This window comes from Arthrobacter humicola (assembly GCF_022803015.1).
GTDB lineage: Bacteria > Actinomycetota > Actinomycetes > Actinomycetales > Micrococcaceae > Arthrobacter > Arthrobacter humicola_A.
Genome location: NZ_JAFKON010000001.1, coordinates 736,890 through 749,549, shown reverse-complemented (window position 1 = coordinate 749,549; position 12,660 = coordinate 736,890). Strand labels below are relative to the sequence as shown.

13 protein-coding genes are annotated in these 12,660 nt (G+C 67.1%); 11 read left to right on the top strand and 2 right to left on the bottom strand.

Going from position 1 to position 12,660, the window contains the following annotated elements; translation table 11 throughout:
• Positions 1–46 precede the first annotated feature (46 nt).
• The 3 genes from sufC to ARTB_RS03500 all read left to right on the top strand — a co-directional run bounded on the left by sufC (position 47) and on the right by ARTB_RS03500 (position 2,008).
• Positions 47–844 carry a Fe-S cluster assembly ATPase SufC gene (gene sufC / locus ARTB_RS03510; protein ID WP_026537381.1) on the top strand — a complete coding sequence of 266 codons (798 nt, stop codon included), beginning with the start codon at positions 47–49 and terminating at the stop codon, positions 842–844.
• Between the two features lie 13 nt (positions 845–857).
• Positions 858–1,190 (top strand): metal-sulfur cluster assembly factor, encoded by a 333-nt coding sequence (locus ARTB_RS03505; RefSeq protein ID WP_018772973.1) that lies wholly within the window; start codon positions 858–860, stop codon positions 1,188–1,190.
• Between the two features lie 221 nt (positions 1,191–1,411).
• Positions 1,412–2,008, top strand: a complete 597-nt coding sequence (locus ARTB_RS03500) for a hypothetical protein (RefSeq protein WP_243177700.1) — start codon at positions 1,412–1,414, stop codon at positions 2,006–2,008.
• Between the two features lie 57 nt (positions 2,009–2,065).
• Here ARTB_RS03500 and ypfJ read toward each other — a convergent pair whose 3' ends face one another.
• The gene (gene ypfJ / locus ARTB_RS03495; protein WP_243177698.1) at positions 2,066–2,953 is read right to left on the bottom strand and encodes a KPN_02809 family neutral zinc metallopeptidase; all 888 of its coding nucleotides are present in this window, start codon (positions 2,951–2,953) and stop codon (positions 2,066–2,068) included.
• Positions 2,954–3,011: 58 nt separating this feature from the next.
• On the opposite strand from ypfJ, the gene ARTB_RS03490 reads away from it, so the two are divergent.
• On the top strand, positions 3,012–4,424 hold the full coding sequence (locus ARTB_RS03490) for a class I adenylate-forming enzyme family protein (protein ID WP_243177697.1): 1,413 nt from the start codon (positions 3,012–3,014) through the stop codon (positions 4,422–4,424).
• A gap of 40 nt (positions 4,425–4,464) precedes the next feature.
• Positions 4,465–5,679, top strand: coding sequence for a thiolase family protein (locus tag ARTB_RS03485; RefSeq protein ID WP_243177993.1), 1,215 nt, complete (start codon positions 4,465–4,467; stop codon positions 5,677–5,679).
• An 82-nt stretch (positions 5,680–5,761) separates the two neighbouring features.
• Here the strand turns inward: ARTB_RS03485 and ARTB_RS03480 are convergent, their stop codons facing one another.
• Positions 5,762–6,565: an IclR family transcriptional regulator gene (locus tag ARTB_RS03480; protein WP_243177695.1), complete on the bottom strand. Its 804-nt coding sequence runs from the start codon at positions 6,563–6,565 to the stop codon at positions 5,762–5,764.
• 119 nt (positions 6,566–6,684) lie between these two features.
• Here ARTB_RS03480 and ARTB_RS03475 point away from each other — a divergent pair, with 119 nt between their 5' ends.
• From ARTB_RS03475 to ARTB_RS03450, 6 genes are all read left to right on the top strand, one after another.
• Positions 6,685–7,176 (top strand): tripartite tricarboxylate transporter TctB family protein, encoded by a 492-nt coding sequence (locus ARTB_RS03475; protein ID WP_243177693.1) that lies wholly within the window; start codon positions 6,685–6,687, stop codon positions 7,174–7,176.
• A gap of 13 nt (positions 7,177–7,189) precedes the next feature.
• Positions 7,190–8,692, top strand: coding sequence for a tripartite tricarboxylate transporter permease (locus ARTB_RS03470; protein WP_243177691.1), 1,503 nt, complete (start codon positions 7,190–7,192; stop codon positions 8,690–8,692).
• 64 nt (positions 8,693–8,756) lie between these two features.
• Complete coding sequence (locus ARTB_RS03465) at positions 8,757–9,758, top strand: tripartite tricarboxylate transporter substrate binding protein (protein ID WP_243177689.1); 1,002 nt, start codon at positions 8,757–8,759, stop codon at positions 9,756–9,758.
• A 36-nt stretch (positions 9,759–9,794) separates the two neighbouring features.
• Entirely contained in the window at positions 9,795–10,424 is a 630-nt protein-coding gene (locus ARTB_RS03460) for a methyltransferase (protein ID WP_243177688.1), read from the top strand.
• Positions 10,425–10,444: 20 nt separating this feature from the next.
• Positions 10,445–11,233, top strand: a complete 789-nt coding sequence (locus ARTB_RS03455; protein WP_243177686.1) for an NAD(P)-dependent oxidoreductase — start codon at positions 10,445–10,447, stop codon at positions 11,231–11,233.
• Between the two features lie 81 nt (positions 11,234–11,314).
• Entirely contained in the window at positions 11,315–12,652 is a 1,338-nt protein-coding gene (locus ARTB_RS03450) for a TRAP transporter large permease subunit (RefSeq protein WP_243177685.1), read from the top strand.
• Positions 12,653–12,660: the final 8 nt, after the last annotated feature.

The following is a 12,660-nucleotide window of genomic DNA, read 5'->3' as shown; positions in this document are numbered from 1 at the left end:
GAAAACGCACAGTGCCGAGGGCACGGTGCAGAGGAGAACAAGACACATGTCGACTCTTGAGATCAAGGACCTGCACGTCAGCATTGACACCGAGCAGGGCACCAAGGAAATCCTGAAGGGCGTCAGCCTGACCATCAGGACCGGCGAGACGCACGCCATCATGGGCCCCAACGGCTCCGGCAAGTCCACGCTGGCGTCCACCATCGCCGGGCACCCGCGCTACAACGTCACCTCCGGCACGATCACCCTCGACGGTGAAGACGTCCTCGCCATGAGCGTCGACGAGCGCGCCCGCGCCGGCCTGTTCCTGGCCATGCAGTACCCCGTCGAGGTCCCGGGCGTGAGCATGACCAACTTCCTGCGCACCGCCAAGACCGCGATCGACGGCGAAGCCCCCAAGCTGCGCACGTGGACCAAGGACGTCAAGGCCGCGATGGCGCAGCTGCGCATCGACGCCGACTTCACCCAGCGCAACGTCAACGAAGGCTTTTCCGGCGGCGAGAAGAAGCGCGTCGAGATCCTCCAGCTCGAGCTCTTCAAGCCGAAGTTCGCCATCCTCGACGAGACGGACTCCGGCCTGGACGTCGACGCGCTCAAGGTTGTCTCCGAGGGCGTCAACCGCGCCCACGGCGAAGGCAACATGGGCACCCTGCTCATCACGCACTACACCCGGATCCTGCGCTACATCAAGCCGGACTTCGTGCACGTGTTCGTCGATGGCCAGGTTGTGGAAGAGGGCGGCCCGGAGCTCGCCGACCGCCTCGAAGACGAAGGCTACGACCGCTACGCCACCGGCGCAGGGGCGGCCACCATCGCTGCCGCCTCGGCTGCAGCCCAGGCGTAGTTAGGACTCCGCAATGACCGAACTCAATGTGGCCCGCACGGGCCTCGAGGATGTCGAAGAGGCGCTCAAGGATGTGATCGACCCGGAACTCGGGGTGAACATCGTTGATCTGGGCCTGCTGTACGGTCTGAAATACTCCGACGACGACGGCGCCCTGCTGATCGACATGACGCTCACCACCGCCGCATGCCCGCTCACCGACGTGATCGAGGAGCAGGTCGGCAAGGCCCTGGACGGGATCGTCGACGATTGGCGGCTCAACTGGGTGTGGATGCCGCCATGGGGTCCGGAACGGATCACCGAGGACGGCCGCGACCAGATGCGCGCCCTGGGCTTCAACATCTAGATCCGCACCACAGCTTTACCGCACGTCCGGGCCGGCATGGCCCGGGCGTGAACGACGGCGGCCCCACCTCATTGAGGCGGGGCCGCCGTCGTTATTTCTCTCCGTCATTTCCTTCCGGCATTCCCGCCGCCGTTCCCATATCGTCCCGGCGGTGGTCTGATAAAGACAACGGGTCCACGCGCTTCGGGCCGGGCACGCCGTCGAACAGGAGGCACACGGGAATGGATGCCACGCCACCGCCGCGGCCCTCCGATGCCGGCAAGGACTTCGTGGTTGTCGAGGACAGCGGCGACTTCTCCTACTACCGGTCCCGGGAAGCCCTGCTGGCCGACTTCGAATATGTCGGCGAAGCTCCGTGCATCATGGACCGCAGCGCCGCTACGTACCGGCTGGAGCTGGACGAGAACCGCCGCCTGCGCATGGGACCGCCCCTGGGATCGGTGGAGTTCCACTGGCTGCGCCAGGCCCTCGCCGAGGCGCGTGACGTGCATCCCGAGTCCCACCGGCTGCAGCGGGTTGACCCCGCCGGGCTCGCCGGGCTCGTGGCCGGACTGTTCGAGACGCTGCAGCTGGAACGCGGAACCGATGCCGAGCTGGGGCTTTGGAGCCTGGACATCGACGGTCTGGCGACGCGGCGCAATGCGCTGGCCGACGTCGACCGCCTCCTGGCCGGAAACGACCGCCTGGAGTCGGTACTGGTGACCGACCCCTTCGGGCACCAGTACCGGCCCGTGTGGCACGCGAAGCACCGGCACCTGGGCCACGCCGGATTCCTCAGCTATGTCGAGGTCCCGGTCCGGCGCCGGCCGCGCGGGTGAGGCCTCGGGTGTAGGCCGGAGAGTCGGGACCAGAGGGCTGGGACCAGGGGGCTGGGGCTAAGGCGTTGCCACCGCGAATGTGTCGCACTTGTTGATGTCCCCGGTGGTGTACCCCTGGTAGAACCACTTCTGCCGCTGGGCACTTGATCCGTGGGTCCACGCCTCCGGTGAGACGCGGCCCGTGGCGGCTTTCTGGATACGGTCATCACCGACGGCCGAGGCCGCCGACAGAGCGTCCTTCACGTCCTGGTCAGTGAAGGGGTCGAGATAGGGCTGGCCGGTCTTGGGATCCGCCTGCGTTGTTGCATAGTGGGCCCACAGCCCCGCGTAGCAGTCGGCCTGGAGCTCAACCCGGACACCCCCGGAACCGGGGCCCTGCGGATCCTGTTGCGCCCGGTCGAGGTCGCCAAGCAGGTTCTGGACGTGGTGGCCGAATTCGTGGGCCACCACATATTCCTGCGCCAGGGGGCCTCCGGAGGAGCCAAACCGGTCCACCAACTCCTGGAAGAAGCCGGGATCGAAGTACGCCGTGGTGTCGACAGGGCAGTAGAACGGCCCCACGTCCGAGGTGGCGGCGCCGCAGCCGGTGTTGGTTCCGCCGGTGAAGATCACCGCCTTCGGCCGCGGGTACTTGGTGTTGTACTGGGCCAGGTAGGCCGGCCAGAAGGCGTTCAGGCTGTTGACCGTTCCGGTGATCCTGCAGTCGAGGCGGGCGTCGGCGTCGGCGCCGGTCTGGCAGGCGGGGGCAGAGCCCTCGCTCTGCGTCTGCGGCTCCTGGACGGTGCCGGCCAGACCCTCGAGAAGCTGGGGATTGATGCCAAAGAGGGCTGCCAGCAGCAGGATGATGCCGCCGCCGATCCCGCCGCCGATCATCGGGCCGCGGCCCATCCCGCGACGGTCCTGGACTTGTGACGGGTCCAGCGGGGCGTTGTCGTTAAAGCTCATGGAGTCACAATATCCCGCACACGCAGCCGCGGCGCCCGGCAACGCTAAAGTTGGTTCGATGCCTTTTCTCGACAGACTCCAGCGCTGGGCCGATGACCGTCCCGACGAGACAGCCGTCGTCGTGGCCGGCGAGCACCTCAGCTGGTCCGGCCTGCGGGACAAAGCGGCGGCCCTGGTGCCCTCGGCGCCGGCCATCACCGTGCTGTCCGAACAAAATTCAACCCACTTCGCCGTAGCGTTCGCCGCGGCCGTCGCTGGCGAGCGGCAGTGCGCCGTGTTGGACCCCGCCTGGCCCCAGCAACTCCAGGACGGCATCACCGCCCGCATCGCCGGGTCGGAAACGCGTCCGGCGCGTGCAGCTCCCGGGCTGGGGACCGGGCTCGCCGACGGGCCGCCGGAGACCTCGTTCCTGGTCGGCCTGACGTCCGGCACCACCTCGGTGCCCAAGGCGTTCACCCGCTCGCGGCGGTCCTGGCAGGAATCCTTCGAGGCCTCCATTGAATTCTTCGCACTGACGCAGGACGACAAGTCCCTGGCTCCCGGACCGCTCGCGGCAAGCCTGAACCTCTACGCCCTCGCCGAATGCCTGTACGCCGGCGCCGAGTTCCACAGCCTGGACCACTTCGACGTCGGCGCCGCCCACGCGGCCGTCAGCCACGACGGCATCACCCGACTGGTCCTGGTGCCCACCATGCTCCGGCTGCTCAGCGAGCGGGGCCTGGCCGGCGGTGTCGATGCCTCCGGCGTCCGCAGCATCATCTGCGCCGGTTCCAAGCTGGACGCCCGGACGCTGGAGGCGGCCCGGCGCTGGGCCCCCAACGCGACCATTTTCGAGTACTACGGCGCCTCCGAGCTCAGCTTCGTCTCGGGCGCCGGGTTGCGTCCGGGCGAGCCCGTCGAGCCGGGCGGGACCGGCATCGGGAAGCCCTTTCCCGGCGTCGAAATCCGCATCCTCGACGACGACGGCGCCGAACTCCCGGACGGCAGCGACGGCAACATCTGCGTCCGCAGCGGCATGGTCAGCAACGGCTACCTGTGGGGTGACGACGGCCAGGCGCTGCGCTGTTTCGACGGCTGGTACACCGTGGGGGACCAGGGCCACCTCTCCGACGGGACCCTGCACATGCTGGGCCGCCGCTCCGACATGATCATCACCGCCGGCACCAACGTCTACCCGCATGAGGTTGAGATGGCGCTGGCCTCCGTCCCGGGCGTCGCGGCGGCCGTGGCGGCCGGCATGCTTGACGATCTTCGCGGCCAGCGCGTCGTGGCCGGCGTCGTGCCCTCGCACGGAGCGGTCACCGCCACCCAGCTGCGGTCCGGGATCGACGATGTGCTGGCCCGGAACAAGCGCCCCCTGGAGTACTTCGTGCTGACGGAACTGCCCCTGACGGACCGCGGCAAAATCAGCCGGCAGCTGCTGCTGGACTGGGTGGCGCGGAACGATCCCAGGATCCGGCGTCTTGGCTGAGCCGCGCGCGGGCAGCGGGCCGGCAGCACCCGGGCGGCCGATCCGCGGAACGTCATTCCCCGGGCTGTCTTTCCCGGGGCTGCTGCCTGAGGACAGGCAGCCGGTCATCATCGCCGCGCGCCGGACGCCGCTGTGCCGCGCCAACGGGGCACTGAAGAAGCTCCGCGCCCACGAACTCCTGGCTCCGGTGCTCCGCAGCCTGCTCGCCGATGCCGGCGACGGCACCGGGGAATCCGTGACCGACGTCGTGATCGGCAACGCCGTGGGCGGCGGCGGAAACGTGGCCCGGCTCGCCGCGCTGGAGGCAGGCCTGCCGGTCACCGTCCCCGGCGTCACCGTGGACCGGCAATGCGGCTCCGGTCTGGACGCGATCGTCCTGGCCTCCCGGCTGGTCGCGGCGGGCGGCGGCGGCCTGTACCTCGCGGGCGGCGTCGAGAGCATCAGCACGGCTCCGCTCCGCGCCCACCGCAACGACGACGGCAGCCCGGACTTTTACAGCCGGGCCCAGTTCGCTCCACTGAGCTTCGGCGACCCCGACATGGGGGTGGCGGCCGAAAACGTCGCCGCCCGCTTCGGCATCAGCCGGGAACGCCAGGACGCTTTCGCGCTCCGCAGCCACCAACGTGCCCTGGCAGCCGCGGCCGCCGGGACGTTCGACGCCGAAATCGTGCCCCTCGCCGCCGGCTCCGGCGAGTCCGCGGCAGCCGACGACGGGCCGCGGCCGAGTCTTGGCCCGGCCCTGATGGCCCGTTTTCCGCCCGTTTTTGCCAGCGGCGGCACGGTCACGGCCGGTAACTCCTGCTTCGACGCCGACGGTGCCGCCGCCGTCGTTGTCACGTCCATGGAGCGGGCCCGGCAGCTGGGCGCCGCCGACGGGCTGCTCGTCCTGGGAACCGACACTGCCGGAGTGGCGCCGCAGCTGCTGGGCATCGGCGCGGCCGCGGCGGCCGAACGGCTCCTGGCGGCGCACGGACTGAGTGCCGCGGACGTGGGCCTGGTGGAATTCAACGAGGCCTTCGCGGCCCAGACGCTCGCGTGCTTTGACCAGCTGGGAATCGACCCTGACCAGGCAAACCTCGACGGCGGCGCCCTGGCCCTCGGTCACGCCTATGGAGCCTCGGGCGCGGTACTGGTCACCCGGCTGCTCGCACAGGCCCGCAGGTCCCCGGAGCCGGGGCAGCTTGCCCTGGCGATGATCAGCATCGCAGGCGGCATGGGCACGGCCGCGCTGCTGGGGTACGCGCGCCTGACCTGACCCCGGGAGGGGACATGCCCATTTTTGACCGCGCAGAGTGGACATATGGGCCACATGTCCACTGGCGGCGGTGAGGCCCCGCCTAGTAGACGGACCCTTCCAAGAGTTCTGAGAGTCGGCCGGCGGCGCGCCGGAGTTCAGGAACGCCGGCCTCGAGGCCGGCTTCGGTGGCTGACTCAACGGGGCTGGTTAGTGCCATGGACTCACTGGGGCGTCGGGTTCCGTTCGGCACAGCGACAGCGACCGACAGCACGCCGGTAGCACGCTCATCAGCCGAATACGCGTAATCGACGCCGGGCTCAGGCAGGCGTGCGCGGAGCTCGTCGGCAGTAAATGTACTCTCCTCATGGCCGGATGCGACGGCCGCGGCTACCACTTGCCCGAGTTCCGTATCGGAAACGGTGGCCAGCAGGATCTTCCCGGCCGCTCCGACGGTGAGGGGGAGACGCTTACCCAACGGCAGGTCATAGCGGAGGGGCGAGTCGCCGTCGACACGTGCGACGAGGATCCTTTCAAAGCCCAGCCTGGTGTACAGCGAGGCCGTGAGTCCCGTCTGGGAGGCCACCTGTTGGAGGATCGGCCGCGCGGCAACCACGAGGGGGTCGTTCTCCAAGTAGCTCCGGGCCGCGGGCAGGACCGCGGGGCCGATCCGGTAGGACTTGTCCGTCTGGCTGACCATGCCGAAATCCTGAAGGACCCGCAGGATCCGCAACGTCGTCGGCAGGCTCATGCCGCAGGTCCTGGCCAGGTCACTGAGGCGCTGGGGCCGCTCCGCACGCTGGAGTTCGGCGAAAACCTCCATCGACCTGGACAGGGAGCGCATGTTCCCGGCCTTGGGGCCGCCCTCTTCAGCGGAGCCGGCCGAATGTGTCGAAGTCACTGTCATTGTTTCATTCTATGTAACTGCACTGCGCTTGACAGCGTTTGTGTCTCCTGTCACTATTTCTTCAGACGAAATGTTCTTTCATTCTATGAAATAGAATATCGCAACGTAAGAAGGAAACGATGACAACGGAGTCACTACTGACTAAACCCGAGCGCGCCATCCGCGTCGCTCCGTCGGTGCTTGCGGGCATCGGCACGTTCGCCGCCGTCGGCGTCTATGTTCTGGCCAGTTCGGTCGGCCTCGGCCTGTGGACGTCGTTGGGGCCAGGTCCCGGCCTGTTCCCGTTCGCCATGGGAGGGGTGCTGGTCGCGATGTCGGCGCTCTGGCTGGTCCAGGAGCTGCGCCGGCCGAGCGAGAGGGCCGAGGGGATCGACAGGGGTCTGGTGATCGCGGTCGTGGTCAGCCTTGTGCTCCTGGCGTCCGTCATGGATTTGCTGGGCTTTCAGTTGAGCATGTTCCTGTTCCTGCTCTATCACCTGAAACTGCGGGGCCGCCGGACGTGGGTGTCCTCCCTGATCATCGCCCTTGCCGGAAGCGTCGGTGCGTTCTATGCCTTCAACTACGGGTTGAACGTCGCACTCCCCGTCTCGGCATTCGCTCCGCTGAACTGATCGGACTCTAGACGTGGACACACTCAACGAACTGCTCGGCGGCTTCGCAGCCGCCATGACCTGGCAAAATCTGATCTTCGCCTTCCTGGGCTGCCTGCTGGGCACCATCATTGGGGTCCTTCCCGGAGTTGGCCCGGTGGCCGGTGTAGCCCTGCTCATCCCGCTCACTTTGAACCTGGACCCCACCGGTTCGATCATCATGCTGTGTGCCATTTTCTACGGCACCCAGTACGGCGGAACCATCACCAGCGTTCTTTTGAACACTCCGGGTGAGGCGTCGTCGGCGATCACCACCATCGACGGTTACGCGATGACCAAGGTCGGCAGGGCCGGTGCGGCGCTGACCCTGGCCGCAGTGGGTTCCTTCGTCGGCGGAACCATCGCCACCATCGGACTGGTCGCTGCTGCTAAGCCCCTTGGCGAACTGGGCCTGCTCGTCGGTCCGCCGGAGTTCTTCGCCCTCATGGTCGTCGGCATCTCCCTGCTGGTCGCCCTGGCTGGCAAATCCATGGTCAAGGCCCTGATCTCCGGAGCCCTGGGCCTGCTGATCTCCATGGTCGGCATCGACCCCGTTGCGGGTGCCCCGCGCTTCACCTTCGGGATGGACCGGCTCCTGGACGGCGTTAGTTTCGTGGCCGTCATTGTCGGCGTCTTCGGGCTCTCCGAAATCCTGTCCCACCGCAAGAACGCGGAGACTCCGTTGGTTCATGCCCCCGGACTCCGCTCACTGCTCCCCACCCGGACGGAATGGCGCCGCAGCGCCCCCGCCATGGCCCGGGGCACGGGAGTCGGTTTCGGACTCGGCCTCATTCCCGGCATGACCGGATCGGTGTCGTCCCTGCTGTCCTATGCCGCGGAAAAGAAGTTTTCGCGCTTCCGCAATCAACTCGGCAAGGGTGCAGTAGAAGGCGTGGCCGGTCCGGAAACAGCCAACAACGCCCACGCCAATGCCGCCCTGATCCCGCTCTTTACCCTCGGCATCCCGGCATCCCCGACCATCGCCGTGCTGATGGGCGCGTTCCTGCAGCAGGGCCTGACTCCCGGACCCAGCCTCTTCACCGAACACTCCGACATCGCCTGGGCCATCATCGCCAGCCTCTTCATCGGAAACGTGCTGCTGCTGCTGCTCAACGTCCCCCTGGTCGGCCTCTGGACCTCCATTCTGCGCGTCCCCACGCCGATCCTGACCGCCCTGATCCTGCTGTTCATGGTCATCGGCGCCTACACCATCAACTTCAGCGTGTTCGACGTCTTCGTCATGATCGGGTTCGGTCTCCTCGGCCTGGCCCTGCGGAACCTGGACATCCCGTTGGCACCGATGGTCCTCACACTGGTGCTGGGCCCGCTGATGGAGCGATCACTCCGCGAATCCCTGGAAATCTCCCAAGGTGACTTCAGCGTGTTCGTCAACCGCCCCATCTCCGCGGTGCTGATCGGCCTTGGCGTGCTGATCATCTGCAGCCCGCTGCTCAAGTTCCGCAAACCCAAGGCACTCACCGAGGACCCCGAAGCCTGACCCTCCTAATCCACCGTCCAAACACCCAACAGCCACCAACGCATTTCTTCAAAGGAGAAGACCCTTGTCACGCAATAAAATCACCGCAGCCTTCGCAGCAGCAGCACTCATCGCCCTCACCGGCTGCGGCGCCAACGCCAGCGCCTCCAACACCTCAGGGGAGGACTTCCCCAAGAAGGGCAAGTCCATCGACCTGATTGTCGCCTTCTCCTCCGGCGGAGCCGTGGACACCGCAGCCCGCCTCGTTCAGCCGATCCTGGAGAAGGAACTCGGCACCAACGTCGAGGTCATCAACAAGCCCGGCGCCGGCGGACAGATCGGCTACACGGCACTGACCAGCGCCAAGCCCGACGGGTACACCATCGGCGCGACCGGCTCGCCGTCAGTGGTCGTTTCACCGTTGGACCCGGCCCGCGGCGCCAAATACACCCGCGCCAGCTTCCAGCCCCTCGGCCGGCAGGTCATCGACCCCGCCGTCATTGCCGTCCAGCCGGACAGCCCGTACAAGACGCTGAAGGAACTCCTCGACGCCGCCAAGGCAAACCCGAAATCCATGACCGCCAGCACCACCGGACTGCAGACCGGCGAACACTTCGCCCTGGCCCAGATCCAGGAAACCACCGGCTCCGAATTCGCCCCCGTGCACTTCTCCGAAGGCGCCTCCCAGGCCACCACCGCGTTCCTTGGCCGGCACGTGGACGTCCTCGTTGCCAACGTCAGTGACGTGACCGACCTGACCAAGCAGGGCAAGGCCCGGGTCCTGGGCATCATGACCGCCGAACGCTCACCCTCGCTGCCGGACGTTCCCACCTTCCAGGAATCCGGCTACGAGGTGGAAGCCGGCACCGTCCGCGGTTACTCCGCACCGGCCGGGCTGCCGGACGCCGTCGCCAAGAAGCTCGAAGCCGCCCTCCAAAAGGCCATCGAGGATCCTGCCGTCAAGGAAAAGATGAGCGCCCTGGGCCTGCAGACCAGCTACCTCTCCGGCACCGACTACGAGAAGTTCTGGGCCGGACAGGAAGAGGACTTCAAGAAGGTCCTCCCGCTGGTCCAGAAAAAAGACTAGTCCAACCACCAGCCGCCACCCACGGAAGAATCCACCATGACAACTCCAGTCCTTGAGGACATCGACGCAAACTTCGTCCGCCCCGACCGGGACCTGATAGGCCGCCTTGCCAAACTTCCCGCCGCCAACATCGGCGACGCCATGGACCGCCTCGGAATCGCGGACTCAGCCATTCAGGCAATCTGGCCCGGCGCCCGCCTCGCCGGACCAGCCTTCACCGTCTGGACACGCCCCGGGGACAACCAGGGCATCCACCGCGCACTGCAGCTCGCCCGCGCCGGGGACGTGATCGTCGTCTCCGGCGGCGGAGACGAATCCCGGGCACTGTTGGGCGAGCTCATCGGCGAACGGGCCATCAATCTTGGCCTCGCCGGCTTCGCCCTGGACGGGGCAGCCCGCGACGCCGAAGCCCTCCGCGAGATCGGCATGCCCGTCTTTGCCCGCGCCATCACCCCGGCCGGACCGTACAAGAACGGGCCCTCCCGTCTCGGCACGCCCATCTCCTTCGGCGGGATCCCCGTCCTGCCCGGGGACATCATCATCGGCGACTCCGACGGCGTCGTCGTCATCCCCAGGGAACAGGCAATTGCTGTCGCCGAAGCCGCCGAAGCAGTCTTCGACGACGAAACCACCCGCCGGGCCGCCATCATCGCCGACCGACACTAAAGCAAGAAAGACAGAAAACTATGACCGCGTGCACCATCATCGGCCTCGGCGAAGCCGGAGCCACCTACGCGACTGCACTCATTGCGGCAGGCCACAGCGTCACAGGATTTGATCCCGTCGCACCATCCACCCCGGCCGGCGTCACCAGGGCAGCAACCGCGGCCGAGGCGTGCCTTGGCGCAGACGTTGTCCTGGTCCTCACCGGAGCAGCCGCAGCCCGCAATGTGGCCCAGGAATGCCTGCCCGTCTTGCCGGAGGGCAGCTGCTATGCCGACTTCACCTCGTCCTCACCGCACGTCATGCGGGAACTTGGGCAGTTGCCCAGTCCGGCACTCTTCGTTGACGTCGCCATCCTCGGGCCCGTAGCCGCGCTGGGCGAGAAGACCCCGCTGATGGTCAGTGGCCCGGGGTCCCGGGCCGTTGCCGATCTTCTGGCGCCGCTCGGTGCCGAGGTCGAAATCGCCGACGGCGAGCCCGGAGCCGCGATGGCCCACAAACTGCTCCGCAGCGTCTTGATGAAAGGCCTGGCCTCCGTGGTGGTCGAAGCCGTCACGGCGGGACGGGCCGCGGGACTGGAAGATTGGATCAGGAGTCAGATCGCCAGGCAACTGGCGGGGGACGGCCAGGCCGTCATCGACAGGTTCCTCACCGGCACCGCCAAGCACGCCCTGCGCCGTTCCAAGGAGATGCAGGACACTGCCGGCTACCTCACCGACCTCGGAGTCCCCGCCGAAATGACCACAGCCTCCGCTGCGGCACTTACGCGCATCGCCGAGAAATCAGCACAGGCGGCGCCGGCCTTGCGCTGACCCCGACCTCAGGCAGAATCGTTTACAGGAATCAATGATGAACCATCCGCAAACCAGCACTACCACGTCAGGAGCAGCAGCATGATCGGCATCTGGGCCCTGGCAGCCTATCTGGCCGTCATCCTGCTGTGGACGACCCTTCTCAAGCGCAGCGTTGGAGAGGCCATGATCCTCGGATTCCTGGTCGTCCTGCCTTTCACGGGGGTCACAGCGGCGCAGATCGGCTGGTCCTCCCTTTACACGGCGGTGACTGATGAAATCGTCTACGCCACCATGGCGTTCGTCTTCATGGGGTACCTGCTGGACAAGACCGGAGTGCTGGACCGGCTCATCGACCTGTTGAACTCACTGATCGGCGGTAGCAAGGGAGGCCCCGCCTGGGTGTCCACCGTGGCGTCGGCAGGCCTCGGCGGTGTGGTCCACAACCAGGCGGCGATCGCCGCGACCGTGGGTTCCGTGACCATCCCGTGGATGGAAAAGTCCCGGCTCGACAAGCCCGCGGCCGCGACCCTCGTGGCGGGAAACGCCGGAATGGGCATCACTTTCCCGTTCAGCGCCTCGATGTTCGTCCTGGTCGGCTCCGCCACAGTCGGGCCCCTGCTGAACGTCAATGAACTCGTGCTTCCGTTGTTCATCGGCGGGCTGTGGTGCTTCCTGCACCGGCTGATCGTCACCTGGCTGCTGATCCGCAAGAGCGGGATGACACCCTTGGATGCCGCGCACCGGTTGCCGGTCCGGGCGGCGTTCGGCCGCGGCTGGGCCACCCTGCTTTTGTTCGTCGTGGTGGCCATCCCACTGATCATCACCTCCGCCTTCATCGCCACCGCACTGTCGGACTGGACCGGCGGAGACATCACCAAGTCCCTGAGCGTCATCGTCTGGATCCCGGTGGTCCTGATCATCACCGGCGCCGTCCTCGGCCGAAAAAACCTCCCACGCAGCGGCCGGGGCTGGTGGAGCCTGCTGCAGGAGTCCGCCCCGAGGTTCGGGATCGTCGGCATCACTGTCGTCTTTGCCTTCGCCGGCGCCAACGCCCTCGCCGCCACCGGCCTGCCCCAGCAAATGACGGCACTGCTCAACCGGATGAACCTGCCCCTGTGGCTCCTCGCCATCCTCATCGGGTTGATCGTCATCGCCGTCGCCGCGCCCCTCTCCGCCACGGCCACCATGGCCGCCGTCGGAACCGTCGGTGTCGCCACACTCGTTAGCGCCGGTGTTCCGGCGACCACCGCCGCCGTCGCCGTGCTCGTCTTCTCATCCTGCGAAGCCGCCGTTCCCCCCGGAGGCGCGCCGCTGTATGTCGCCTGCGGTATCGCGGACGTGGACCCGATCAAAACCTTCGCCCGACTGCTCACCCACTACGCCCTGCCCCTGCTGGGCATCGGCGTGCTCATCATCCTCGGCATCCTGCCGATCTAAAGGAACCG

Bases quoted from the DNA above. Each gene is read 5' to 3' on its own strand.
- ARTB_RS03450 (WP_243177685.1), top strand. From the start codon at position 11,315: ATGATCGGCATCTGGGCCCTGGCAGCCTATCTGGCCGTCATCCTGCTG.
- ARTB_RS03475 (WP_243177693.1), top strand. From the start codon at position 6,685: ATGACAACGGAGTCACTACTGACTAAACCCGAGCGCGCCATCCGCGTC.
- ARTB_RS03455 (WP_243177686.1), top strand. From the start codon at position 10,445: ATGACCGCGTGCACCATCATCGGCCTCGGCGAAGCCGGAGCCACCTAC.
- ARTB_RS03460 (WP_243177688.1), top strand. From the start codon at position 9,795: ATGACAACTCCAGTCCTTGAGGACATCGACGCAAACTTCGTCCGCCCC.
- sufC (WP_026537381.1), top strand. From the start codon at position 47: ATGTCGACTCTTGAGATCAAGGACCTGCACGTCAGCATTGACACCGAG.
- ypfJ (WP_243177698.1), bottom strand. From the start codon at position 2,953: ATGAGCTTTAACGACAACGCCCCGCTGGACCCGTCACAAGTCCAGGAC.
- ARTB_RS03480 (WP_243177695.1), bottom strand. From the start codon at position 6,565: ATGACAGTGACTTCGACACATTCGGCCGGCTCCGCTGAAGAGGGCGGC.
- ARTB_RS03505 (WP_018772973.1), top strand. From the start codon at position 858: ATGACCGAACTCAATGTGGCCCGCACGGGCCTCGAGGATGTCGAAGAG.
- ARTB_RS03500 (WP_243177700.1), top strand. From the start codon at position 1,412: ATGGATGCCACGCCACCGCCGCGGCCCTCCGATGCCGGCAAGGACTTC.
- ARTB_RS03490 (WP_243177697.1), top strand. From the start codon at position 3,012: ATGCCTTTTCTCGACAGACTCCAGCGCTGGGCCGATGACCGTCCCGAC.